This is a genomic window from Limnohabitans sp., from assembly GCF_040400975.1.
GTDB lineage: Bacteria > Pseudomonadota > Gammaproteobacteria > Burkholderiales > Burkholderiaceae_C > Limnohabitans_A.
The window spans coordinates 50914-75842 of record NZ_JBBAPF010000002.1 but is presented as its reverse complement, the minus strand read 5'-3'; the positions used below and the strand labels follow the sequence as shown (position 1 = coordinate 75842).

Genomic DNA, 24929 nt, shown 5'->3' with positions numbered 1-24929 from the left:
TCGACAGCAAACGCCTCAAATGGATTGACCGGTTTTCAAACCCAGGGCCGCAGAACGAGGCAGCAAGAGATCGCCCTGAAAGACCTCGCTGCGCAAGGACATCATGGGCCAAGCCCGCTCGGTGGCCACTTGCTGGAGCCGGACATCGGCGTCCACCGCCACAGGGTGCATCACCACATCCAGCAGCGGCAAGTCGTTGTGCGAGTCGCTGAAAAACCAGCTTTCGTGCAATTCATTGAGCGAAGAACCCAAGCCTTGAAGCCAGGCTTGAACATGCTGGACTTTGTCCTGACCAAAGCAAGACGTGATGGCATGCGCCACGCCCAAAGCCTGCACAACAGGGTCAACCAGGGGACTTCGGGTGGCACTGACCAACACGGTGGTCAAGCCCCGCTGCGCCAGCTCAGCCAACAAGCGCGGCGCAAGGGGTGCAATGGCCGGTATCAATGTCTCCCGTTCAAACTCAGCCCTGACGGCAGACAAGGTGTCTGGTGCCAAAGAAGCATCCAGCCCAATGCGGAAAGCTTGCAGGGCTGCGAAATCGAGCGCCCCTTGGGCATAGTCCCGCAAGAATTGATCATGAACAAAAGATTGCTCTTCTGAAATCAAATGCTCAGCCCTCAAATGGGCCATCCACAACTGGTTGCTGTCGGCCGCCAGCAAGGTGTGGTCCAAATCCAAAAAAGCGACACGCATCAGCCGTCTCCGTCAGTGGATGACAAAGGGCTTTGTCGACCCCAGCAAAAAGAAGACGGTCCCCAAGAAGACTGAAGCTTCAGCCCATTGCTTTGGCGAATCAGACATGGACCACTCGGCTGGCCGGGAAGATCAACTTGAATGTCGAGCCCTTGCCCAAGTCACTTTCAATGCGCAACTCACCGCCATGCCGCTGCATGACGTGCTTGGCGATGGCCAAACCCAAACCCGTGCCACCTGTCTCTCTCGAGCGGCTCCGGTCAACGCGGTAAAAACGTTCCGACAAACGTGGCAAATGCTCAGCCGCGATGCCAGGGCCCGTGTCTTTGACTGCAAACACCCATCCCTCAGACGTAGAGGACCAACTCAAATGAATAGAGCCGCCCAGTGGGGTGTAACGCACGGCGTTGATCACCAAATTGGAAAGCGCGCTCATCAGCTCAGAACGAGAACCTAACAAATCCACTTCCGGGACCGGGGCCATCACCAAATCATGACCCGCGCCATCACCCATGTTGGCCAAGCCTTCGGACATGGCTTTGGCATCGCCAAACACCTGCGACATCAAAGCAGGCAAAGACACATGCTGGCTCATGCTTGGGGGCAAACTTCCCTCCAATTGAGAAAGCGTCAACAAATCAGCCACCAAATCTTGCATGCGCTCCGACTGCACAGCCATCAAACTCAAATAACGAACACGCTCTTGTTCATCCAGTGGCAGTGTCTGCAGAGTTTCGATAAATCCGCTGAGAACCGTCAGAGGTGTCCTGATCTCATGCGAAACGTTCGCTACAAAATCTCGGCGCATGGCCTCGGCCTGGGCGACAGCGGTGATGTCACGCGTCAACAACAAAGACCGACCATCGCCATACTCATGCAACTGCACCGACAATTTTTGGGCACTGGCCGCCGAACTGGATCGCCCTTCAATGACCGCTTCGCCGGCATGGCTGGCTTGCGAAAAATAACGCGAAAAAACGGGATCACGAACCAAATGAACAATGTGTTGCATCCGGTCTTTGATCGAATCCAATCCCAAGTGTGAAGCTGCCGTTTCATTGCACCATTCAATACGCGCTTCTTCGTCCAGCAAAATCACACCACTGGGGGAAGCCTGAATCGCAGACAAAAAATCTTGCAGCCTTTTTTCATGGACAGTCACCAATTTTTCTTGCTGGCGCAGCATCCGCTGAATGCGCAAAGCCATGTCTCGCCAGACCCCTTGCCAAGGTGGATCCAATCGCAAACTGGGTGCACCGAGCCAACGGTCAAAGCGGTCAACCCGCCATGCCAAAACCAAGGCGTACACACACACGACCAACAAGGCCGCCGAACAAGCCCCCAAAGCACCCCACACATACCAAGCCGGCAATCCGGCCACACCCATTAAAAACAGCAATTCAAACAGCGCAAAAACCATAAACCACCTGGTATCAAGCCGACGGTTTTTGGGTGAAGCGGTAACCCGCACCACGTACCGTCTCAATCATGTTGCCCGCATCGCCCAATGATTCTCGCAAGCGTTTGACATGCACATCAACCGTGCGCTCTTCGATGTACACATGGTCACCCCAAACCTTGTCGAGCAAAGCTCCTCGGCTGTGCACACGCTCAGGGTGACGCATCAAAAAGTGAAGGAGCTTGAATTCGGTGGGTCCAACCTTGAGGGCTTTATCGCCGTGAGAGACACGGTGCGTGTCAGCATCCAATTGCAAATCACCCATCTTCACCACGCCGCCCGCTGCCTCAGGCACACGGCGGCGTAACACCGCCCGAATGCGTGCCAACAACTCACGGGGCGAAAATGGTTTGACGATGTAGTCGTCGGCACCCGCGTCCAAGCCTGCCACACGGTCAGCCTCGTCACCGCGAGCAGTCAGCATCAAAATCGGCACGGCTTTGGTCCGCGCCGAAGCGCGCCAGCGGCGGGCCAAAGTCAAGCCACTTTCCCCGGGCAACATCCAGTCCAGCAAGATGACATCGGGCAAAACCTCGTCCAACTCACGCTGTGCGGTTTCAGCGTCAATGGCCCAAATGGGCTGAAAGCCGTTGTGTCGCAAATTGACGGCAATCAACTCAGCAATGGGCGCTTCGTCTTCAACAATCAAAATGCGCGGTACGGATTTCATTGCACGGCTTTTTCAATGTCGGTGAGGGCCGTGTGCCGAACATCTGCACCCTTGACGACGTAGATCACGAACTCGGCAATGTTTTTGGCGTGGTCACCGATGCGTTCAATGGCTTTGGCCACAAACAACAAATCCAGGCTGGCCGTTATGGTGCGCGGGTCTTCCATCATGTAGGTGACCAGCTTGCGCAAGAAGCCGTTGAACTCGGCATCGATCAAATCGTCTTCTTTCAAAATCACCAGGGCCGTGGACACGTCCAAACGGGCAAAAGCATCCAGCGCTTTGCGCAGCAAACCGGTGGCCAAGTCTGCCGCTATCCGCAGCTCAGACGAAGGCAAATTGCGTGGGCTACCTTGCTCCAAAATCAGCTTGACCATGCGGGCAATGCGCTCTGCCTCGTCACCCGCTCGCTCCAGGTTTCCGGTGATCTTGGAAATCGCCATCAGCAATCTAAGGTCGCGCGCGGTGGGCTGCCGGCGCGCAATGATGGAGGCCAACTCGGCATCGATCTCCATCTCCAAAGCATTGACTTGCTTTTCGGTGGCCACGACTTGGTCAGCCACTTCAGAGCTGAATTGCGCCAAGGCGTAAACAGCATGGCGAGTCTGTGACTCCACCAAACCACCCAGCTCCAAAACGCGAGAAGAAACGCCCGTGAGTTCGGCGTCGAATTGGCTAGAAATGTGCTTGTCCATGTGTCTCTCCTGATCAGCCGAATCGGCCGGTGATGTAGTCTTCGGTTTCTTGCTTGACGGGCTTCATGAAAATCTGTTCGGTCACACCAAACTCCACCAACTCACCCAAATACATGTAAGCGGTGAAGTCGGACACCCGCGCCGCCTGCTGCATGTTGTGGGTCACGATGGCCACGGTGTAGTCCTTCTTCAACTCACTGACCAACTCTTCAACTTTGGCGGTCGAAATCGGGTCCAGCGCCGATGTGGGCTCGTCCAGCAAAATGACCTTGGGTTTGACCGCGACAGACCGTGCAATGCACAGACGCTGCTGCTGCCCCCCCGACAAAGACAAACCGTTTTGGCCCAGTTTGTCTTTGACTTCGTTCCAGATGGCAGCCTTGGACAAGGCCCACTCCACCCGGTCGTCCATGTCCGAGCGGCTCAGGTTTTCATAAAGGCGAACACCGAAAGCGATATTGTCGTAAATGGACATCGGGAACGGTGTGGGCTTTTGGAACACCATGCCGACTTGTGCACGCAACAGATTCAAGTCCTGCTTTTTGTCCAGGATGTTGGTGCCATAAAGGCTGATTTCGCCCTCTGCACGCTGGCCTGGATACAAGCTGTACATGCGGTTGAGGGTGCGCAGCAAAGTCGACTTGCCGCAACCCGAAGGCCCGATGAAGGCAGTCACTTTGTTCTCAGCGATGTTAAGGTTGACGTCTTTCAGACCCTTGAAGGTCCCGTAGAAAAAACTCAGATTGCGAATTTCAATAGCATTCTTGATGGGTGTTGGGGATGTATTGGGCATTGTGAAACCTCGTCTTTCAATCAGGCTTTGACTTTTTCGCGGAAGAACACGCGGGCCAGGATGTTCAGGGCCAACACGGTCAGGGTGATCAGCAAAGCACCGCCCCAAGCCAACTGGATCCAGTTTTCATAGGGGCTCATGGCGAATTGGAAAATCACCACCGGCAAGTTGGCCATCGGCGCGCCCATGTTGGTGCTGTAAAACTGGTTGTTGAGCGCAGTGAACAACAAAGGCGCGGTTTCGCCACTGATGCGGGCGACGGCCAACAACAAGCCGGTGATCACACCGCTTTTGGCTGCGCGCAAGGTCACCATGGTGGAGACCTTCCAACGTGGCGCACCCAAAGCAAAAGCCGCCTCGCGCAAGCTGCCAGGCACCAAACGCAGCATGTTCTCGGTGGTGCGCATGACCACCGGGATCGCGATCAAGGACAGGGCCAAACTGCCGGCATAGCCCGAAAAGTTGCCCACCGTGGCCACCGCGATGGCATAAACAAAAAGGCCCAAGACGATGGATGGGGCAGACAACATGATGTCGGTCACAAAGCGGGTGAACTCGGCCGTCTTGCTGGTGTCGCCATATTCGGTCAGGTAGATGCCCGCCAAAATGCCGATGGGTGTGGACACGGCCACGGCCAAGCCGACAATCATCAAACTGCCCACAATGGCGTTGCGCAAGCCACCGCCCTCAGAGCCGGGCGCTGGGGTGTCGTTGGTGAACAAGGTCAATTCAAGCGCCGCCAGTCCATTGGAAAACAGCACAAACAAGATCCACAACAAGGCCACCAACCCCAAGCTCATGGCGATCATGGACAAGGACAAGCCAATCAAATTGGCGCGCTTGCGACGGCGGTAAAGGGGGGAAGATTGCATCAGCATGGTGTGGCTCGATTCAATGAAGGTGAGGATTCCAGGCAAAAGTCGTGGCGCATCAGTTGCCTTTGGCTTTTTCGGTGCGAATGATCAACCACTTGGCCATGGCCAACACCACAAAAGTGATGCAAAACAAGAGGAAACCCAAAGCGAAGAGGGTGTTGAAGTGCAAGCCTTCGGCCTCGCCAAATTCGTTGGCCAAAACCGAGGCGATCGAAGTGCCCGGAGAAAACAAGGAATTGGGCATGCGGTTGGCATTGCCAATCACAAAAGTCACGGCCATGGTCTCGCCCAGGGCACGACCCAAGCCCAGCATGATGCCGCCGATCACACCGGTTTGGGTATAAGGCAACACCACCTTGCGCACCACCTCCCATGTGGTGCATCCCAAGCCATAAGCCGACTCACGCAAGATGGGGGGCGTGATCTCAAACACATCGCGCATCACGGCCGCCACAAAAGGCAGCACCATGAAAGCCAAAATGATGCCGGCCGCCAAAATGCCCAAACCGTTGGTGGCGCCGCCAAACAACCAACCCACCAAGGGCATGCCGCCCAACACCGACTGCAAAGGTACTTGCAAGAAATCGGCATACACCGGCGCGAACACGAACAGACCAAACATGCCGTAAATGATGGACGGCACAGCCGCCAACAACTCGATGGCCGTGCCCAGTGGGCGGCGCAGCCATACCGGGCAGGTTTCAGTCAGAAAAACCGCAATGCCAAAGGCCAAAGGCACCGCCAACAACATGGCAATACCGGCACTCAGCACCGTACCGACGATCGATATCGCAGCACCAAATTCTTGGTTGATGATGTCCCACTCGACATACCACAAAAAGTGAGCGCCAAATTTGGCGAATGTGGGCCAAGCATTCACAAAAAGAGAAACGATGATGCCCACCAAGGCGATCAACACCAAAAGCGAAAACGACTGGGTGGTCCGGTGAAAAACAAGGTCCTGTAAACGTTGCCTCTTGGCAACAGCTGCCATGTTGGCACTGTGCGCCTCGGATTCAGTCGATGATGTGTGGGTGTTCATGGTCTTATCGGCAGACATACAAAAAATGAACCTGGTCAAAAAAACAAGCCACCGACAACCCTTCAAAGGTGTCGGTGGTCCAGAGTCAGTTCAAACAAGCCTGAATCAACATCACTTGGTGACGATTTGGTTCCAAACACGCTGACGGATCTGATTGGTCAACGCGTCCGGCAGGGGCACGTATTCCAATTCGAGTGCCATTTTTTTGCCGTTCTTGAAAGACCAGTCAAAAAACTTCAACACTTCAGCGGATTGGGCTTTGTCAGCGGGCGTCTTGTACATCAAGATGAACGAAGCTGTGGTGACAGGGTAAGACTTGGCACCAGGCTGGTCCACGATGGACAAGCCCATGCCAGGAACGCTGAACCAATCCGCACCAGCGGCGGCGGCCGCAAAAGTCTCGTCATCCGGCATCACATAGTTGCCGGCCTTGTTTTGCAGGGCCATGACCGCAATGTTGTTGCGCTTGGCATAGGCGTACTCCACGTAACCGATGGAGCCTTTGGTACGGGTGACGTTGGCCGCAACACCTTCGTTGCCCTTGCCACCCACCGATGTGGGCGCTGGCCACTTGACTGCAGCGCCTTTACCCACGGTGTCCAACCAGTCTTTGCTGACGGTGGACAAGTAATCGGTCCAGTTGAAGGTGGTGCCTGAGCCGTCAGCACGGTGCACCACGGTGATCGTCTGATTAGGCAAGGTCTTTCCAGGGTTCAAGGCGGCCAACTTGGGGTCGTTCCACTTGCTGATCTTGCCCATGAACATTTCGGCCAGGACGGGGCCTGTTACACGCAGTTCGCCCTTGCCAAAACCGTCCAGGTTGAAGACAGGTACGGTGCCACCAATGATGGCGGGGAATTGGACCAAGCCGTCTTTGTCCAGGTCAGCGCCAGACAAAGGCGCGTCTGTGGCGCCAAAGGCCACTGTTTTGGCACGAATTTGGCGGATGCCGCCAGAAGAACCGATGGACTGGTAGTTCAAACCAGTGCCTGTTTCTTTTTTGTAGGCTTCAGCCCACTTGGCATAAATGGGGAACGGGAACGTCGCGCCAGCGCCAGTGATATCCGCCGCCCAAGTGGTGGCAGCCACAGCGCTCAGACCGATGGCGGCCACGAGGGATTTAAATTTCAGCATTTCAGCTCCTGTTTCAGGTTCAAAAGAATTCGTGTCAACAACCTGTTGGCTGCTGACTGACCTGACTTTAGCCCCCAATTGTGACAAGTTTGTGTCAAAAAACCCTCCTTCAAATGGCAAATAATGGGTACTCAAAGGGCCTGCTGCAAAAAAAGAGCTTTGCAACCTTGGATTGGCCCTATTGACGTCAAAACCAGAACGCGCTCTCCTCTCAGGGCTTCAACCGCCACAAAGCGCCGTCGGGTGAATCGCTCAAGAGGTAAACCAGGCCATCCGGGCCCACACGCACATCGCGTATGCGGCCCACCTGCTGCATCAGCAAGCGCTCCTCGGTCACAACTTTCTCGCCGTTCAGCACAAGGCGCACCAAGCTCTGCCCACGCAAAGCCCCCAGCAGCAAGCTGCCCCGCCAGGCTGGGAAGGCATTTCCCTCGTAAAACGCCATGCCCGAAGGGGCGATCGAGGGCACCCACACATGCAAGGGCTGCACCATGCCCGCCTGCTGCGTGCCCATACCGATGCGCGTGCCCGTCACGTAGTTGACCCCATAAGTGATGGTGGGCCAGCCGTAGTCGCGCCCGCTGCGAACGATGTTGAGCTCGTCCCCGCCTTGCGGGCCGTGTTCGTGCGTCCACAACTCGCCCGTTTGTGGGTGAATCGCCGCGCCCAGGATGTTGCGGTGGCCCCGGCTGAACACCTCAGGCATCTGCTGAGTTTGCTGCACAAAGGGGTTGCTCGCGGGCACACGGCCATCGTCGTGCAAGCGGATGACCGACCCGGCATGGTCGCGCGGCTTTTGGGCCCGCGCATCGTCGCCCCTGTCGCCCAGGGTCAAAAACACATGGCCTTGGCGGTCAAACGCGATGCGCCCACCAAAATGCCGCCCACCCCGCGAAGCAGGCCGCATGGCAAACAGATTTTGCAAATCCACCAGCCGGTGTCCCTGCAAGCGCGCCCTGACCAAGGCCGTGGCCGATGCACCGCGTGGTCCGTCTTTGGAAGCTTGCGCATAAGCCAAGTAAACCCAGCCATTGCGGGCGTGGTCGGGGTGCACAGCCACGTCAAACAAACCACCCTGCCCGTCCACCACGATGTCGGCAGGTAGACCCTCGATCGGGCGAGAGTCGAGCTGAAAGTCAGGGCTGATTCGGCGCAAGCGCCCTTCGCGCTCGGTGATCAGCATGTCGCCACCCGGCAGCCAGGCCAAAGACCAAGGGTGGCTCAAGCCCTTGACCAGGGTTTGCACTTGAAACGCCACGGGGGCGGGCGCGTTGCGCACCAGGTCTTTGGACTGCGTGGGCAGAGGTTCGGGTGCGCTGGCCCAAGCGGCACACTGCAACAGCATGGCCGCCATGCCGAACCAAGTTGGTGTGTTTTTCATGGCCAAGGCGCCTCCGTCAAAGTATGGAAGAAGCTGGAAATTTTAGTCGGCACCTTGGCGCATAGCCGCGTTGACAAGGAGTAGACAAGCACCAAGATGGCCAGGTTGTTTTCACCCGGTTGCTGGATGCTCAAAAAGCTGGTTGTGGCAGTGCAGCCCAGCTCCGGGCTTTTCAAGTTCATTTGCGCTTCGCTGTCATCCTGTCAACCCGCCCTCAGCTGCCACCCTCCCAAAAAGCAATCAGTCTGCGCTTGGGCCGAACCGATAGCACCCACAACCAAACCAGCGGTGCAAAGCCTCAGTGTCTGAGGCACACCGAACAGACCTAAAGACCGAACGCTACCGACAATAAAAAACATGCAATGCATCGGCATGGCATTTGTCCCATCAGGGCGCTTTTGTCATCAAACTGACACGATGACACCTCACAATTCAATGATTATCGAATTAAAGAAACGGATTCGCCATGAAAGTCGGCATCAACGGTATGGGCCGCATCGGCCGTTTGGCCTTGCGTGCGGCCATGGGCGCAGCCGAGCGCCAGTCAGACGACCCCCGCGCAGGCAACCGCCTGGAGGTGGTGCACCTGAACGAACTCAAAGGTGGCGCGGCAGCCACTGCGCATTTGCTGGCCTTTGACAGCGTGCAGGGCAAGTGGCGCGAGCGCATCGAGGCAGAGGGAGACAGCCAGATCCGCATCGGTGATCGCACTCTGAGCTTTTCGTCACACGCCAACCCGGCGGACATCCCTTGGGGTGACATGGGTGTGGACCTGGTGTTGGAATGCACCGGCAAGTTTTTGACGCCCGAGACGATTCAAGGCCACCTGGATCGGGGTGCCAAGCGCGTCATCGTGGCTGCGCCCATCAAGGTGGGCGGTGTGCTGAACATCGTGGTGGGCATCAACCACACGCTGTACAACCCGGCCAAAGACCGCATCGTCACCGCCGCATCGTGCACCACCAACTGCTTGGCCCCGGTGGTCAAAGTCGTGCACGAAGCCATTGGCATCAAGCACGGCCAGATCACCACCATCCACGACCCCACCAACACCAACTTGGTGGTCGATGCCCCGCACAAAGACCTGCGCCGCGCCCGCAGCGCCATGGTCAGCTTGGCCCCCACCACCACCGGCAGCGCCACGGCGATTGCCCTGATTTACCCCGAACTCAAGGGCAAGCTCAACGGCCACGCCGTGCGTGCCCCGGTGCTCAATGCGTCGCTGACCGACTGCGTGTTCGAGATGAAGCGCGAAACCAGCGCCGAAGAGGTCAACGCCTTGTTTGCAGCGGCCGCGCAAGGCCCGCTGGCGGGCATCTTGGGTTACGAGGAACGCCCCTTGGTGAGTGTGGACTATGCCCGCGACACGCGCAGCGCCATCGTGGACGCGCTGTCGACGATGGTGACCGACGGCACGCTGCTCAAGATTTACGCCTGGTACGACAACGAGATGGGCTACGCCTGCCGCATGGTGGACCTGGCTTGCCACATGAACGAGGTGGGCATCTGAGATGAACGCGGCTGAGCGCCATGACGGCATCGTCACCGCCGCAGAGCGGAACTACGGCATCGTGACCGCCGCCTATTGGGGCTTCACCCTGACCGACGGTGCTTTGCGCATGTTGGTGCTGCTGCACTTTTACAAGCTCGGTTATTCCCCGTTCACGCTGGCCTTTTTGTTCTTGCTCTACGAAGGCGCGGGCGTGTTGGCCAACTTGATTGGCGGCTGGCTGGCCACGCGCTTTGGCATTGCCCGCATGCTCACGGTGGGCCTGACCACACAAATCATCGGCTTTGGTTTGCTGTCGGCCTTGCAGCCAGAGTGGACAGCGGCCATGTCAGTGGCCTGGGTGGTGCTGGCGCAAGGCGTGTGTGGCGTAGCCAAAGACCTCACCAAAACCGCCAGCAAGTCGGCCATCAAGATCACGCAAGCGCAGGCCAAAGACACAGGCAACGGGCAACTCTTCAAATGGGTGGCTTGGTTCACCGGCAGCAAAAACGCCATGAAAGGCTTTGGCTTTTTTATGGGTGGTTTGCTTTTAGAGACGCTGGGTTTTCAGGGCTCGCTGTGGGCCATGTCGGGCCTCTTGGCACTGGTGCTGGTGGGGGTGGTGACGTGCTTGCCGCCCATGATGGGCAAAAGCAAGCCTTCAAGTTCGGCCAAAGAACTGTTTGCCAAAAACCCAGGTATCAACGCGCTGGCCGCAGCCCGCGTGGCTTTGTTTGGGGCGCGTGATGTGTGGTTTGTGGTGGGCGTGCCGGTTTTCTTGTACTCGGTGGGCTGGACCTTCACCATGGTGGGCGGCTTTTTGGCGGCTTGGACGATTGGTTACGGCTTGGTGCAAGCGATGGCGCCACAGATCGTGCGGCGCAGCGCCGATGGCCTGAGCCGCGAAGTGCCAGCGGCCCGCTGGTGGTCGGCGGTGCTGGCCCTCATCCCACTGGGCATTGCCGCGGCCATGGTCCTGCAAGCGCCGCAATTGGAGTGGTGGGTGGTGGGCGGCCTGAGTTTGTTTGGCTTTGCCTTTGCCATCAACTCGTCAGTGCACAGCTACTTGGTGCTGGCCTATGCGGGCTCTGAAAAAGCGGCGGAAGACGTGGGCTTTTATTACGCCGCCAATGCGCTGGGCCGCTTCATGGGCACGCTGCTGTCGGGCCTTCTCTACCAATGGGGCGGGTTGATGTACGCACTCTTGGGCTCGGCCTTGATGCTGCTCTTGTGCTGGCTGGCCACACTGCGATTGCCCATGGGTTTGCTCACCCACACCCCTGAAAAAGAGGCCACACCATGAACCCTGTTTCACTGTTCAGCGTCATGGACGAGGACGTGGCCGTCAAGGCCTTGGCGGCTTTGGCGCAAAGCTCGCGCCTGAAGGTGTTTCGCGCCATCGTGGGCACGGGCCCGGAGGGCATTCAGCCCGGGCAGCTGTCTGCAGCGCTTGATATTCCCGCCAACACGCTGTCGTTTCACCTGAAAGAATTGCACCATGCGGCCTTGGTCAGCGTGCAGCGCGAAGGCCGCTTTTTGCGCTACCGCGCCGACCTGGGTGCCATGCAAAGCCTGATGGACTTTTTGACTGCGCACTGTTGCCAAGGCGTGCCTTGTGGCGACGCCATCAATCTGGCATGTGAAACCGGCCGTTGCTGAATTTTTCACCCTCTCCATGGAGAACTGACCATGTCCAAGTACAACATCCTCTTCATCTGCACGGGCAATTCGTCGCGCAGCATCATGGCCGAGGCCATCATGAACCACTTGGGCCCCAACCGCTTTGTGGCCTACAGTGCTGGCAGCCAGCCGGCTGGGCAGATCAAACAAGGCGCCATCGACTGCTTGACTCGCAACCAACTGAGCACCGAGGGCATGCGCAGCAAATCATGGTCAGAATTTGCGCAGCACGGTGCGCCTGTGATGGATTTTGTGATCACGGTGTGCGACAACGCTGCTGGCGAGGTGTGCCCGGTTTGGCCGGGCCAGCCCATGACCGCGCATTGGGGCGTTGAAGACCCAGGCCGCCACGGTGGATCGGAGACCGAATTGGCCAAATCGTATTGGGACTCCTTCATGAAGTTGCACCGCCGCATTTCGATTTTGCTCAGCTTGCCCATGGACAAGCTGGACCGCTTGGCACTACAGCAAGAACTGCAAAAAATTGGCCTATCCTGAAGCTACCCCACCCGGCTCAGCAAGCGCCGGGCTTTGATTGCTCTTTTGAAAGCCAACACCTCCATGGGTATTTTTGAACGGTTTTTATCTGTCTGGGTGGGTCTTGGCATGCTGGCGGGAATGGGTCTTGGCCTATTGTGGCCTGCGCTATTCCATACCGTGGCCCAACTCGAGTGGGCGCATGTCAACTTGGTTGTAGCGCTGTGCATCTGGGTGATGGTTTTCCCGATGATGGCCCAGATTGATTGGAATTCGGTCAAGGATGTGGGCAAAAAACCCCAAGGCCTGTTGCTCACCTTAGTGATCAACTGGCTCATCAAGCCGTTCACCATGGCGGCCTTGGGTGTGCTTTTCTTCCAGCATATCTTTGCGCCCTGGGTAGACCCCCAATCGGCCAGCGAGTACATTGCCGGCATGATCTTGCTCGGCGTGGCTCCCTGCACAGCCATGGTGTTTGTGTGGAGCCAACTGGTCAAAGGCGATGCTAACTACACCTTGTTGCAGGTCTCCGTGAACGACTTGGTCATGGTGGTGGCCTTTGCGCCCATTGCAGCCTTTTTGCTGGGCGTGACCGATGTGGCCGTGCCTTGGCAAACTTTGTTGCTCTCCACCGTTTTGTATGTGGTTTTGCCTTTGGTGGCCGGATTGCTGTGCCGTCGGATCTGGCTGGCACACGGCGCTGCACGCTTAAGCCAACGTTTGTCTCAACTCAAGCCTTGGTCCGTGGCGGGTCTGATCGCCACTGTGGTGCTGTTGTTTGGCTTTCAGGCCGAAAGGATCATTGAAAAACCCCTGATCATCGTCTTGATTGCGGTGCCCCTGATCATCCAAACCTATGGCATTTTCTTCATCGCATGGTGGGGTGCAAAGTGGTTGAAATTGCCCCACAACGTGGCGGGACCTGCCTGCTTGATCGGCACCTCGAATTTTTTTGAATTGGCTGTGGCGGTGGCCATTTCTTTGTTTGGCCTGAATTCAGGCGCCGCCCTGGCCACAGTCGTCGGGGTTTTGGTTGAAGTGCCGGTCATGTTGTCCCTGGTAGCGCTGGTCAACGCCTGGGCACCCCACAAAGTGGGTGACCCCAGCCGACCTGAAGCCTGAAAAAAGCAGATGCTCGACAGATACCATGCTTGTCATGAATTTTTCATTCTTCCGTCACATAATCTGCACCTTCACTGCCCACCCACACCGCCGTCCATGCAAACCCGTTCCCTCTACGCAGCCATTGACTTGGGCTCCAACAGCTTTCGCCTTGAAATTGGGCAGATGGACCTGGGCCAACTTCGCCGTGTGGAGTACATCAAAGAAACCGTGCGCCAAGGCAACGGCCTGGATGCCGACCGGAACCTGACGCTGGTGGCGATGGAGCGCGGTTGGGAATGCCTGGCCCGTTTTGGCGAACGCATTCGTGGCTTCAAACCCAACCAAGTGCGTGCAGTGGCGACTCAAACCTTGCGCGAAGCACGCAACCGGGATGTGTTTCTGGCCAAGGCCAAACAGATTTTGGGTTTTCCAATTGAAGTCATTGCAGGCCGCGAAGAGGCTCGGCTCATTTATCTGGGGGTGTCCCACCTGTTGCCGCAATCTGACGAACGCCGCTTGGTGGTGGACATTGGTGGGCGCTCCACCGAAATGATCTTAGGCCAGCACGAGACGGCCAGCACCCTCGAGTCTTACCGGGTGGGCAGTGTGGCCTGGTCCATGAAGCATTTTCCAGAGGGTCTTTGGACCGCGTCCAGTTTCAAGGCTGCCGAAATCGCAGCCAAAGCAGTCTTGGATGAGGCCCAAGTTTTGTTCAGCAAGGACCAATGGGACCGCTGTTACGGCTCATCAGGCACGGTGGGCGCGGTTTCGGACATCCTGAGCGCCGCAGGCTGGCCCGAGGGCCAAGTCACACGCGACGGTTTGGCTTGGCTCAAAGAGCGATTGATCAAAGCCCAAAAGATGGACAACCTCCGCTTAGAAGGCATCAAGGAAGACCGCAGACCCGTGATCGGGGGTGGCTTGGCTGTGCTGCAAGCGGTGTTTGACTTGTTGCAGATCAACGAAATGCATGCCGCCCAAGGGGCGCTCAGGCACGGGGCTTTGTACGACTTGATTGACCGTGAGGGCACGCACGATGTGCGCTCTTCCATGGTGGACTCCCTGGCGCAGCGTTTTGGCATAGACAAATTGCAAGCCGATCGCGTGTCGAAGACTGCACAAATGGTTTTGTCGTCGATGCTGGCCAAAACAGGTGTCGAAATGGAAGGCGATCGCCAACGCCTGTTCAAAAAACTGCACTGGGCCTGCCAAGTGCATGAGACGGGCATGCGCATTTCGCACAGCGATTACCATAAGCATGGCGCTTACATTTTGGACAACACCGACCTGCCCGGCTTTACTTTGGACGAGTTGCACCGCTTGAGCCAACTGGTGCTGGGGCACCGTGGCAAATTGCGCAAACTTGAATCGGAATTCGAAGACAGCACTTTTGTGCAGCAACTGATGGCCTTGCGCTTGGCGGTGATTCTTTGCCACGCGCGCCGCGACCCTGATTTGTCTGGCTTGCAATTTGAGTGCAATGCCGCACGCCGAACGGCCCAAGTTCACATCAGTGCCGAATGGGCAGAGCTCTGGCCTCAATCGGCGCATTTGTTGCGCGAAGAAAAGTCGGCTTGGCAAAAAACCGACTGGGCCTTTGGGGTGCACCTGGATTGAGTGTTGGATCACACTTGACCCTGTCAACCTGAGGGTCGGTGTGCTTGTCAATCCATTTTTAACGGTATAAACTGTATACACCGTTAATTTCAAGGCATGTACACCATGGCACAAACCCCCTCGAACGCGGCAGCAAAAAAGCGCCCTGTCACCTAAACCACCAAGCCTGCGGCGGCCCCCAAAGCCGTGAAAGCTGCGCGCAAGTCACCGGCCAAGCCGGCCACCAAGTCCCCCGCCCCATCGACTGCACCTGTTGGCAAAGCGGTCACCCCTCAAGCCCCAACGGTGACGCCCAAAGCCAACACTGCGCCTGCCAAGCCCGCCAAGGAAAAAAAGGTCAAAGTGGTGCGCGACAGTTTCACCCTGCCTAAAACCGAGTTGCTGCAAATTGCCGACATGAAAAAGCGTGCCATGGCACTGGGCGTTGAAGTGAAGAAGAGCGAGTTGATCCGTGCAGGCCTGCAAGCCCTGAGCACGATGACCGATGCGCCTTTCAAGAAAGCGCTGGGCAACGTGCCCACCATCAAAACCGGCAGACCTGCCAAGGGCTGATCGGCTTTAAAGCATTTCGGGGCCAGTCACCGACATCAGCACGGTCTGGCCCTGACCGTCGCGATGACGGTGGCGCAACCACCACACCGAACCTTTGCGAATGGCGCAGGCCTCTTCGGGCATGCCCATCAGCTGCGCCACGACTCCGCCCAAAGCAGGCTGATGGCCTACCAACAGCACGGGGTACTTGGCATCGGGCCAACCCGAGGTTTCCAGAATATCCTGCACCGAGGCACCGGGTGACAAGGCGTCGCGCACTTTGTACTTGCGCTTCAAGGCCTGCACGGTTTGTTCGGCTCTGACAGCGGGGCTGCTCAAAATCCGGGTGCCCTGGGGCAACTGCGCATCCAACCAAACCGACATGCGATCGGCCTGCTTGCGGCCACGCGGTGTCAAGGCCCTGAGCATGTCCTCCTCGCCAGGCTCCGCTTCATGGGCCTCGGCATGTCGCCAAATGATCAAGTCCATGGCGCTCACTTCGGATTCAGGTCAGCGCTGTAACGCTGCATCAAGGCTTGCTGAGCGCCAGGGCCGGGGGCCGTCAAACCCACCCGGTGGTATTGCCCGTCTGAAGACAGATCCCAAGCATCTCGCCCATCGTGCAAGTAGGCAATCAGGCATTCGTCAATGATCCGCTGGCGCAATGCCTGGTCTTGCACCGGCCAAGCCAGTTCGATGCGGCGTGTCATGTTGCGGCTCATCCAGTCGGCACTGGAGAGGTAAAGCGATTCTTCTTGGTCGGCGCAAAAGTAAAACACCCGCGAGTGCTCCAAAAATCGTCCGATCACCGAGCGCACCCGGATGTTTTCGCTCATGCCCACCACCCCAGCAGGCAGCATGCAGGCTCCGCGCACAATCAGGTCAATCTTGGCGCCCTTTTGACCCGCTTCCAACAATGCCTCAATCAAAGGCAGATCGGTCAAAGCATTCATCTTGATGACGATGCGGGCAAAAGCGCCACGGGCGGCGGCTTGCCCAACGGCCTTGATGCGTGACAGCATGTCGGCGTGCAACTGAAAGGGCGCCACCAACAGGCGTTTCATTTTGGGCAAACGACTCTGGCTGGCCAAATGGCCAAACAGTTGGTCCATGTCGGCAGTGATGGCGGCATCGGCCGTCAAATAGCTGATGTCGGTGTACAGCGCTGCCGTGCGCCGGTTGTAGTTGCCGGTGGACAAATGACCGTAGCGGCGCAATGTGCGGCCCTCTCGGCGGGTGACCAAGAGCATCTTGGCGTGGGTCTTGAGCCCGACGATGCCATAGACGACCTGGGCCCCAATCGCCTCGAGTTGTTCGGCCCAATTGATGTTGGCTTCTTCGTCGAAGCGGGCTTTGAGCTCCACCACCGCAGTGACTTCTTTGCCTTTGCGCACCGCTTCACGCAGCAAATCCATCATGGTCGTGTCGCTGCCTGCACGGTAGATGGTTTGCTTGATGGCCAAGACATTCGGGTCTTGCACGGCTTCTTTCAAAAAGGACAAGACCCCATCAAAAGTCTCAAAGGGCTGATGGATCATCACATCCCCCTGTTTGAGCCGTGTGAACACCGAACCATGCTGGGGCAGTTGCGCCGGAAAGCTGGCTTTGTAGGGGGGGAACAGCAGTTCGGGCGCATTGACCAGATCAATCAGCTGCATCAAGCGAACCAAATTGACGGGACCATTGACGCGGAAAACAGCGGCTTCGGGCAAACGGAATTCTTTGCGCAAAAACTCCGTCAATCGCGGCGCGCAACTGGCTGACACTTCGAGCCTGACGGCTTGACCGTAGTTGCGGTGCTGCAGACCTTGTCGCAGCGCCATGCGCAAATTGGCTATTTCGTCCTCGTCGACTGACAATTCAGAGTGGCGTGTGACCCGGAACTGAGAGAACTGTCCGACCTCACGCCCCGGAAACAATTCCGACAAATGCGCACGGATCACGCTGGACAACAACACATAGGCTGTGCTGCTGCCACAGACGTTTGCAGGCAAAGGAATCAAGCGCGAGAGAACGCGGGGCACCTTGACAATGGCGATTTCGTTGGAGCGACCAAAAGCGTCTTTGCCCGACAACTGAACGATGAAGTTCAAGGATTTGTTGGCGACCTGGGGAAACGGGTGCGCAGGGTCCAGACTCACAGGCACCAACAAGGGCTGCACTTCACGGTGAAAGTAATTGCGCACCCATTGGCGCTGTTCGGCGTTGCGCTCGCCGTGCGACAAGATGCGGTAACCCTTGCGCTCAAGGGCTGGCAACAAATCGTCGTTGTACAAGTCGTATTGCCGGGCCACCATGGCGTTGGTTTTGTCGGCAATTTCTTGCAGGCTTTGGGGGGTGTAGGGGCCAGACTTCAGGTCTTGCAAGCAGCCCATGACATGGGGCTCAGCCCGAACTTCAAAAAATTCGTCCACGTTGGACGACACGATGCACAAATAACGCAAACGCTCCAAAACAGGCACTTCGGGTCGGTGCGCCCAGTCGAGCACCCGCTCGTTGAAGGCCAATATGCTCAAGTCGCGGTCAAGCAAACCAGCGGGAAGCACATCTGGGATGGGCAGTTGGGTGGAGTTGGCCATGTTTGTCTCGTGAACTTCAAAATATTCTAAAAATTCAACGTGTCAGTTTGATGACAAATCTGTGAGGCAGTGTGTGGCAACTCACACATTGTGATCGTGACTGGTGAATTTTGAATAAAAGCAGCGGTTCAAACCGCGCCAAGCTTTGTTGATCTGTGTGGGCCTGCTGGCTCCCTCATTGGGCAACAGATGCAAAGTGTTTTTTGTAGCGTGCCGGCAAATCAGCAATCCGCATCATCATGGGCAAATCTGCGGTGTTGAAATCCGGATCCCAAGCCGGAGCGCCCATCACTTTGGCACCCAATCGCAGATAACCCTTGATGAGGGCAGGCGGCTCGATCGACAGGTGGTGGTCCAGTTGCTCAACCGGCAGCGCCAAGCGCGGGCGCACATGGAACTGGATGTCGGCCAAATGGGTGTGTCGCAATTGGTGCCAGATGCTGGCGGCCACATCGCCACTGACCACGCCGTTGTGCAGCATGGGGATGCTGGCACAGCCGATCATGGTGTCCAAGCGGTTGCGGTCCATGAATTCAAACAAAGCCCCCCACAAGGCCATGATCACCCCACCATGTCGGTGGTCGACATGCACGCAACTGCGGCCCAACTCGACCATGCGGTTGCGCAAGCCGCGCAAACGGGTCAGGTCAAATTCGGTGTCGCTGTAGGTGCTGCCCGCCCGCTTGGCTTGGACTGGGGTCAACACCCGGTAGGTGCCAATCACTTGGCCTGTGGCCGTATCGCGCACCAACAGGTGCTCGCAATAGTCGTCGAACAAGTCGATGTCGTGGCCTTCGATGGTCTTGGGCAGACGTGCACCGAGCTCGGTGGCGAACACCGAATACCTCAAGCGCTGCGCTTCACGAACCTCGTCTTGATGCTTTGCCCAGCTGACCTCAATGGTGCTTTGCACGCGGCGAGGCAAGAAGTCAGTTTGGGTTTGATTTGATCTCGGATGAAGTGACCCCCTGGGCAAATGGATCGGCAACAAATCAAAAGTGGGATTTGGCAGTTCTTTCATGGCACACGCTCCTTGTCATCAATGGCTTGATGGTGCGTGGTGAACGTGTCAATCCAATGTCTTTACCATGAAAGTTACGTGACACATTGGTCTGCTACCGATTGCATCAAACCCTCCAGCTGATCGAGTGCATCTTGAATCGTGATCTCAAACCAACCGTCTTTTTGGCTCAAGTCATCCCACACCCTGAGCTGAATGGCCTCGGCAAAAAATGCGTGTCGCTCAAAGTCAGCACACTCGTCTTCACTCAAGTGGCCGCCTTGATGGGTCAAACTTTTTAGGCTTTGTGGTGACAGTTTTCGTGCGTAGCTGGGACGCGTGCTGACCAAGTACCGTTTAGCCAACACGTGCAAGCGCACAGGCTCAGAAACGGCCAAACCAAATAAGGGCTCTAAAAGCTTTGAACCCAAAGCAGCGTGACCCTTGACAGCCGCATCGGTCACCGGAGCACCAGGGTGCGCCCACAAGTGGCCTATGTCGTGCAGCCAACTGGCCAACTGCAATTCCAAGCTGGCACCCGACTTTTCTGCCAAGCGGCCACATTGCCAAGCGTGGGCCAAATGGGTCACGTGTTCACCCGAGTGGATGCGGTGAGAGGCCTGTTGGTAGAGAGCGATGATGTGTGCGCTGCTGAAATGCATCGGCGCATTCTGGGTCTTTCAGATGTCAAATGGATGACAGATGGCCCGGATGATTCTGGGTTTTATGCCATCGACTTGCGGTAAGGTGTGTTTTTTATCGAGGTGCATCCATGATCTTAGAACTCGCAGATTTCCGCATCCATCCCGGTCAACAGGCCGCGTTTGAAAAAGCCATCGAACTGGGCCTGAGCACCGTGGCTTGCAAAGCCAAGGGTTACCGGGGTGCCAAGGTCAACCGTTGCATCGAAAACCCCGAGCGCTTTGTGCTGCAAATCTTCTGGGACAAGTTAGAAGACCACACTGTGGGCTTTCGCGAGTCAGCCCTTTTCACCGAATGGCGCGCCATCGTCGGCCCATTCTTCGCGGCACCGCCCCATGTTGAGCACTTTGAATTGACCTACGCCTCCTCTTGAGTGCACGCTCAGTCCGTTTGGTGGCCTTGGACCAAACGCGACAAAAGCTGCACAAACTGGCTTTGCTCTTGTGGGGTCAGCGGGCTCAAAATTTTTTCTTGAATGCGCGCCACGTCGGCCTGAACCAGGCCCAGTGCCTGCACACCGGCAGGGGTGACGACCAACAGTTTTCGCCTCCGATCGTTGGGGTCGGCTTGTCGCACCACCCAGCCTTTGGCCTCCAAGCGTCCAATGACAGATCCCGATGTGGCCGGGTCAAATGCCACGCGCTTGGCCAAACTCACTTGGTCGATGCCGGGGCTGCCCAGCAAGGCATTCAAGATCGCAAACTGCACCGGTGTGATGTCTGCACTGCTCAACTGTTCCGCGAATATGGACACTGCAATTTGTTGGGCACGACGAATCAAATGTCCGGGGGTGGCCTGAAGATCAATACTTTTGACTGGGTTCATAAGTTACCGTGGTGACTTGGGGGCCTGTTGTGTTTCTAAAGTTCGGATTAACATCAAATCTCCATTTATTGAAAGCACGCCATGAGCTTTGTGTTCCCTCCCTCGCCTGTTGTTTCCGTCCCTGTTTTGGGCCAACCAGAGCGTTTTCCGGTTCACAGCATTTACTGTGTTGGGCGTAATTATGAAGAGCACGCCAAAGAGATGGGCTTTACCGGTCGGGAGCCGCCCTTCTTTTTCCTCAAGCCCACCGACAGCCTGGTGGTGGTTGAAGCAGGCCAGACCGGCACCATGCCCTACCCGAGCCTGACCCAGAACCTGCACCATGAGATTGAACTGGTGGTGGCGATTGGCAAAGGCGGGCGCAACATTTCGGCCGCCAATTCGATCCAGCACATTTATGGTTACGCCGTGGGCTTGGACATGACGCGCCGCGACTTGCAAAACGAGATGAAGAAGCAAGGTCGTCCTTGGTGCATTGGCAAGGCATTTGACCACTCGGGCCCCATTGGCCCCATCACACCGATTGGCCAAACAAACGATATCAACAACGCCGAAATCAGCCTGCAAGTCAATGGCGCTGACCGCCAGCGCAGCAACATCGCCAAGCTCATTTGGAACGTGGCCGAAACCATCGAGCACCTGTCGGCCGCCTGGGAACTGCAGCCCGGCGACCTGATTTACACCGGCACGCCCGAAGGCGTGGCGGCTGTTGTGTCCGGTGACACCTTGGTCGGTGAGGTGGCGGGCCTGAGCCGCTTGCAAGTGCAGATCCGCTGACAGCCTGGGCGGTCAGCGCCCCATCACCATGGGGATCTGCCGCTCACTCAATGAAAAAAAGTGCAAGAAATTCAAACAAAAAAGGGTTTCTACCTATCATTTTGAATATTGATGCAACATAATGCATATTCACACAAACTAAGACGCCTACTCCAGCGCAACGGATCACGCGATGGATATTTGGATTGATTAACCGACCGCTCGGTTGGTTTATGATTTTGTTTTTCAACCCATGATGGAGACAAGTCGATGAAAAAATTTTTGCAACGAACAGCCTTGGCCGCAGGCCTGATGGCTGTGGGGTTTGGCGTCCACGCCCAAACCATCACGCTCAAAGTGCATCACTTTTTGGGCCCACAGTCCATTCAACACACCACCATGCTGGGCGACTGGTGCAAGAACATTGCACGTGACTCCAACAACCGCCTGCAATGCCAAATCTTCCCTGCCATGCAATTGGGCGGCACCCCACCGCAGCTGTATGACCAGGCCAAGGATGGCGTGGCCGATGTGGTTTGGCATGTGGCCGGTTCATCGGCAGGTCGCTTCCCTAAAACACAGGTGTTTGAGTTGCCTTTCACCATGACCAACGCCGCAGCGACCAGCCGCGCCGCTTGGGACTTTGTGCAAAAGCACGCCATGGATGAACACAAGGATGTCAAGCTGTTGGCCGTTCATGTGCACGGCCCGGGTGTGATATTCACCAAGGACAAGCAAGTCACCAAAATGGAAGACTTCAAGGGTCTGAAATTGCGTGCACCTACAGCCAACGTCACCCGAATGCTGGCCAAGTTGGGCGCCACCCCCGTGGGTATGCCCGTGCCCCAAGTGCCTGAAGCCCTGTCAAAAGGTGTCATCGATGGCGCTGTGATTCCCTACGAAGTCGCTCCCGGTTTGAAGGTGCATGAACTGACCAAGTTCGCGGCAGAAACCGACAAGAGCTACCCGGCTTTGTACACCACCGTGTTTGTCATGCCCATGAACAAGGCCAAGTACGACTCACTGCCCGCCGACTTGAAGGCCGTCATCGACAAGAACTCTGGTCGCGAACTGTCGGCATTCTTGGGAGCGACCCAAGCCGGCAACGACGTGCCTGGCCGCAAGGTGTTTGAAGAAACCAAAACACAAACCATCACGGTGATCCCGCCCGCCGAACTGGCACGCTGGAAGAAGGCCACCGACGAGCAGGACGACGAGTGGGTCCAGTCCATGAACAAACGCGGCCTCAATGGCGCGGCTTTGCTCAAGGACGCTCAAGACCTGATCAAGCAATACACCAAGTAAGCCATTGATGACATCAACCTGAGCAGCCCTTGTGGACTGCTCAGGTTTTTTTATAGGCATCTCAAAAGCGGACGCATTCAGCGGCGGGTCTCTTCAGTTCCCATCTCACTTTCATCAACACCCTTCAAACGCCATGATGTTCTCAAATCCACTGGAGCGGATTGCCCGTCTCTGCAGCATATTGGGCGGGTTGATCCTGATTGGACTGATGCTGATGACCTGCTACAGCCTGATCGGACGCAATTTTTTCAACTCGGCCGTGATTGGCGACTTTGAATTGACGGGTGTGGGTGTCGGCGCGGCGATTGCCCTGTTCATGCCACTTTGCCAGCTCAAGCATGAAAACATCATCGTGGATTTTTTCACGGCCAAGTGCAGCAGGCAGTTCAACTTCAAACTGGACCGACTGGGTGACCTGTTGATGATGGTGATTTTTTCCCTGCTTGCATGGCGTTGCGGTGCTGCGGCCATCAAAGCCAAGGAAAACATGGGCGCGTCCATGCTGCTGGAATTTCCAGACTGGATTGTGTTGACCAGCATGTGCATTCCGTTCGGCATCACGGCAGTGATTGCCGCGACGCAAGTGATCTCTAAATTTGACAACAACAAGGTTGCACCATGACCCCGATTGCCCTGGCTTCGATGATTTTCGGGATCATGCTGTTGCTGATGGTGGTCCGCGTGCCCATTGCGGGCGCCATGTTCTTGGCAGGCACCTCTGGATTCATCCTGCAAACAGGTTTTCCAACCTATTTGAACTTTCTCAACAACCTGGCTTTTGCCCGACTGGCCAACTACGACTTGTCGGTCATTCCTCTTTTCATCTTGATGGGGCACTTTGCCACCCAAGGCGGCATCAGCAAGGCCTTGTTCCAGTTTGCCGCAGCCGTCATGGGCCGCTTCAAGGGCGGTTTGGCCATGGGTGCTGTGCTCGCATGCGGAGCGTTTGGCGCCATTTGTGGCTCCTCTGTGGCCACCGCAGCAACCATCACGGGCGTGGCTCTGCCCGAAATGAAACGCCATGGCTACTCGGGTCGCCTGTCCACCGGTACGCTGGCCGCTGGCGGCACATTGGGCATCCTGATCCCGCCTTCGGTGCCGCTGGTCATTTACGCCATCATGACCGAACAGAACATCGCCAAATTGTTTGCTGCCGCCATGGTGCCCGGCCTGATTGCGATGGTGGGCTACATGATCGCCATCGCCATTTATGTGCGCCTCGTACCGGGTCAAGCCCCCGACCAGGAAGAACGTGAACAACTCACCTTCGAAGCACTCAAAGGCATTTTGCCCATCGCCTTCATTTTCATTCTGGTCTTTGGCGGCATCTATGCAGGCTTTTTCACCCCGACTGAAGGGGCTGCAGTGGGAGCGGCATCCACCTTTTTGGCAGCCATGCTCAAGCGTGAGCTGAACTGGGACAAGTTCCTGCATTGCTTCCATACCACTGCCATCAGCTCAGCGATGATCTTCATGATCTTCATGGGGGCCGATGTCATGAACGCCGCCCTGGCTCGCACACAAGTGCCGGCCCAGCTCGCCGAAATGGTGGTGGCCATGAATTTGGCCCCCTTGCTCGTGGTGGCTGGGATTTTGATGCTTTATGTGGTGCTGGGTGCGGTGATGGATGAACTGTCCATGCTGCTTCTGACCATCCCGATCTTCTTCCCGATCATCATGAAGCTGGACTTCGGCATGACGCCTGAATACACCGCGATCTGGTTCGGCATCATGGTGCTGATGACGGTGGGTTTTGGCATGCTGGCACCGCCCGTTGGACTCAACGTCTATGTGGTCAATGGCATGGCCAAAGACGTGCCGCTGAGCGAGAGCTACAAGGGCATCATGCCTTTCCTGATCAGCGACACGGTGCGCACCCTGTTGCTGCTGTTCTTTCCCGGCATCTCGCTCTTCCTGATCCAATACCTGACCTGACGGGCCACACCAACCTGACAAGCCTCAGAGGCTGCTCTGGGAGCGAGCCGATTGACTTACCCCAAGCCAACTCCTGGAGGCACAGCGGGCATCAGACATAACGGTTATAGCGCTCCGAAAAGTGATCAGCCCAGGTGCATACCGCGAACATCACTGCGAAAGAACTGGGATAAGCAAGTTGTTT

General features: G+C 56.8%; 26 protein-coding genes. 12 read left to right on the top strand and 14 right to left on the bottom strand.

Annotated features, from left to right (window positions below; translation table 11 throughout):
- Window positions 1-15 precede the first annotated feature (15 nt).
- From ABWQ00_RS02300 to ABWQ00_RS02260, 9 genes are all read right to left on the bottom strand, one after another.
- On the bottom strand, window positions 16-696 hold the full coding sequence (locus tag ABWQ00_RS02300; RefSeq protein ID WP_353237047.1) for an HAD family hydrolase: 681 nt from the start codon (window positions 694-696) through the stop codon (window positions 16-18).
- A 100-nt stretch (window positions 697-796) separates the two neighbouring features.
- Complete coding sequence (phoR, locus tag ABWQ00_RS02295; protein ID WP_353237046.1) at window positions 797-2116, bottom strand: phosphate regulon sensor histidine kinase PhoR; 1320 nt, start codon at window positions 2114-2116, stop codon at window positions 797-799.
- A gap of 13 nt (window positions 2117-2129) precedes the next feature.
- The gene (gene phoB, locus ABWQ00_RS02290; protein ID WP_353237045.1) at window positions 2130-2825 is read right to left on the bottom strand and encodes a phosphate regulon transcriptional regulator PhoB; all 696 of its coding nucleotides are present in this window, start codon (window positions 2823-2825) and stop codon (window positions 2130-2132) included.
- Window positions 2822-3520 carry a phosphate signaling complex protein PhoU gene (phoU, locus tag ABWQ00_RS02285; protein WP_353237044.1) on the bottom strand — a complete coding sequence of 233 codons (699 nt, stop codon included), beginning with the start codon at window positions 3518-3520 and terminating at the stop codon, window positions 2822-2824. The genes phoB and phoU overlap by 4 nt, the downstream gene beginning before the upstream one ends.
- 13 nt (window positions 3521-3533) lie before the next feature.
- Window positions 3534-4313: a phosphate ABC transporter ATP-binding protein PstB gene (pstB, locus tag ABWQ00_RS02280; protein WP_353237043.1), complete on the bottom strand. Its 780-nt coding sequence runs from the start codon at window positions 4311-4313 to the stop codon at window positions 3534-3536.
- Window positions 4314-4333: 20 nt separating this feature from the next.
- Window positions 4334-5191, bottom strand: a complete 858-nt coding sequence (pstA, locus tag ABWQ00_RS02275) for a phosphate ABC transporter permease PstA (protein WP_353237042.1) — start codon at window positions 5189-5191, stop codon at window positions 4334-4336.
- Window positions 5192-5243: 52 nt separating this feature from the next.
- The gene (gene pstC / locus ABWQ00_RS02270) at window positions 5244-6230 is read right to left on the bottom strand and encodes a phosphate ABC transporter permease subunit PstC (RefSeq protein ID WP_353237041.1); all 987 of its coding nucleotides are present in this window, start codon (window positions 6228-6230) and stop codon (window positions 5244-5246) included.
- Window positions 6231-6341: 111 nt separating this feature from the next.
- The gene (gene pstS, locus ABWQ00_RS02265; RefSeq protein ID WP_353237040.1) at window positions 6342-7364 is read right to left on the bottom strand and encodes a phosphate ABC transporter substrate-binding protein PstS; all 1023 of its coding nucleotides are present in this window, start codon (window positions 7362-7364) and stop codon (window positions 6342-6344) included.
- A 211-nt stretch (window positions 7365-7575) separates the two neighbouring features.
- Window positions 7576-8745: a PQQ-dependent sugar dehydrogenase gene (locus ABWQ00_RS02260; protein ID WP_353237039.1), complete on the bottom strand. Its 1170-nt coding sequence runs from the start codon at window positions 8743-8745 to the stop codon at window positions 7576-7578.
- Window positions 8746-9211: 466 nt separating this feature from the next.
- Here ABWQ00_RS02260 and ABWQ00_RS02255 point away from each other — a divergent pair, with 466 nt between their 5' ends.
- The 7 genes from ABWQ00_RS02255 to ABWQ00_RS02225 all read left to right on the top strand — a co-directional run bounded on the left by ABWQ00_RS02255 (window position 9212) and on the right by ABWQ00_RS02225 (window position 15664).
- Window positions 9212-10255 (top strand): ArsJ-associated glyceraldehyde-3-phosphate dehydrogenase, encoded by a 1044-nt coding sequence (locus ABWQ00_RS02255; RefSeq protein ID WP_353237038.1) that lies wholly within the window; start codon window positions 9212-9214, stop codon window positions 10253-10255.
- 1 nt (window position 10256) lies between these two features.
- Entirely contained in the window at window positions 10257-11537 is a 1281-nt protein-coding gene (gene arsJ / locus ABWQ00_RS02250; RefSeq protein WP_353237037.1) for an organoarsenical effux MFS transporter ArsJ, read from the top strand.
- Between the two features lie 23 nt (window positions 11538-11560).
- A complete protein-coding gene (locus tag ABWQ00_RS02245; protein WP_353237215.1) occupies window positions 11561-11893 on the top strand; it encodes an ArsR/SmtB family transcription factor in 333 nt (110 codons plus the stop codon).
- A 24-nt stretch (window positions 11894-11917) separates the two neighbouring features.
- Window positions 11918-12412 carry an arsenate reductase ArsC gene (locus tag ABWQ00_RS02240; protein WP_353237214.1) on the top strand — a complete coding sequence of 165 codons (495 nt, stop codon included), beginning with the start codon at window positions 11918-11920 and terminating at the stop codon, window positions 12410-12412.
- A gap of 63 nt (window positions 12413-12475) precedes the next feature.
- Window positions 12476-13513, top strand: a complete 1038-nt coding sequence (gene arsB, locus ABWQ00_RS02235; protein ID WP_353237213.1) for an ACR3 family arsenite efflux transporter — start codon at window positions 12476-12478, stop codon at window positions 13511-13513.
- A gap of 96 nt (window positions 13514-13609) precedes the next feature.
- Entirely contained in the window at window positions 13610-15112 is a 1503-nt protein-coding gene (locus ABWQ00_RS02230) for a Ppx/GppA phosphatase family protein (protein ID WP_353237036.1), read from the top strand.
- A gap of 186 nt (window positions 15113-15298) precedes the next feature.
- The gene (locus ABWQ00_RS02225; protein ID WP_353237035.1) at window positions 15299-15664 is read left to right on the top strand and encodes a hypothetical protein; all 366 of its coding nucleotides are present in this window, start codon (window positions 15299-15301) and stop codon (window positions 15662-15664) included.
- 6 nt (window positions 15665-15670) lie between these two features.
- Here the strand turns inward: ABWQ00_RS02225 and ABWQ00_RS02220 are convergent, their stop codons facing one another.
- From ABWQ00_RS02220 to ABWQ00_RS02205, 4 genes are all read right to left on the bottom strand, one after another.
- The gene (locus ABWQ00_RS02220) at window positions 15671-16132 is read right to left on the bottom strand and encodes a SixA phosphatase family protein (protein ID WP_353237034.1); all 462 of its coding nucleotides are present in this window, start codon (window positions 16130-16132) and stop codon (window positions 15671-15673) included.
- A gap of 5 nt (window positions 16133-16137) precedes the next feature.
- Entirely contained in the window at window positions 16138-18222 is a 2085-nt protein-coding gene (gene ppk1, locus ABWQ00_RS02215) for a polyphosphate kinase 1 (protein ID WP_353237033.1), read from the bottom strand.
- Window positions 18223-18397: 175 nt separating this feature from the next.
- Window positions 18398-19243, bottom strand: a complete 846-nt coding sequence (locus tag ABWQ00_RS02210; RefSeq protein WP_353237032.1) for a GNAT family N-acetyltransferase — start codon at window positions 19241-19243, stop codon at window positions 18398-18400.
- A 74-nt stretch (window positions 19244-19317) separates the two neighbouring features.
- Window positions 19318-19884 (bottom strand): HD domain-containing protein, encoded by a 567-nt coding sequence (locus ABWQ00_RS02205; protein WP_353237031.1) that lies wholly within the window; start codon window positions 19882-19884, stop codon window positions 19318-19320.
- 110 nt (window positions 19885-19994) lie between these two features.
- On the opposite strand from ABWQ00_RS02205, the gene ABWQ00_RS02200 reads away from it, so the two are divergent.
- A complete protein-coding gene (locus ABWQ00_RS02200; protein WP_353237030.1) occupies window positions 19995-20297 on the top strand; it encodes an antibiotic biosynthesis monooxygenase family protein in 303 nt (100 codons plus the stop codon).
- 8 nt (window positions 20298-20305) lie between these two features.
- Here the strand turns inward: ABWQ00_RS02200 and ABWQ00_RS02195 are convergent, their stop codons facing one another.
- Window positions 20306-20677 carry a MarR family winged helix-turn-helix transcriptional regulator gene (locus ABWQ00_RS02195; RefSeq protein ID WP_353237029.1) on the bottom strand — a complete coding sequence of 124 codons (372 nt, stop codon included), beginning with the start codon at window positions 20675-20677 and terminating at the stop codon, window positions 20306-20308.
- Between the two features lie 153 nt (window positions 20678-20830).
- Here ABWQ00_RS02195 and ABWQ00_RS02190 point away from each other — a divergent pair, with 153 nt between their 5' ends.
- The 4 genes from ABWQ00_RS02190 (at window position 20831) to ABWQ00_RS02175 (ending at window position 24745) form a co-directional block, all read left to right on the top strand.
- Window positions 20831-21526 (top strand): fumarylacetoacetate hydrolase family protein, encoded by a 696-nt coding sequence (locus ABWQ00_RS02190; protein WP_353237028.1) that lies wholly within the window; start codon window positions 20831-20833, stop codon window positions 21524-21526.
- A gap of 249 nt (window positions 21527-21775) precedes the next feature.
- Complete coding sequence (locus tag ABWQ00_RS02185) at window positions 21776-22810, top strand: TRAP transporter substrate-binding protein (RefSeq protein ID WP_353237027.1); 1035 nt, start codon at window positions 21776-21778, stop codon at window positions 22808-22810.
- 214 nt (window positions 22811-23024) lie between these two features.
- Window positions 23025-23432 carry a TRAP transporter small permease gene (locus ABWQ00_RS02180; protein WP_353237026.1) on the top strand — a complete coding sequence of 136 codons (408 nt, stop codon included), beginning with the start codon at window positions 23025-23027 and terminating at the stop codon, window positions 23430-23432.
- Complete coding sequence (locus ABWQ00_RS02175; protein ID WP_353237025.1) at window positions 23429-24745, top strand: TRAP transporter large permease; 1317 nt, start codon at window positions 23429-23431, stop codon at window positions 24743-24745. The genes ABWQ00_RS02180 and ABWQ00_RS02175 overlap by 4 nt, the downstream gene beginning before the upstream one ends.
- The last annotated feature ends 184 nt before the right edge of the window (window positions 24746-24929 follow it).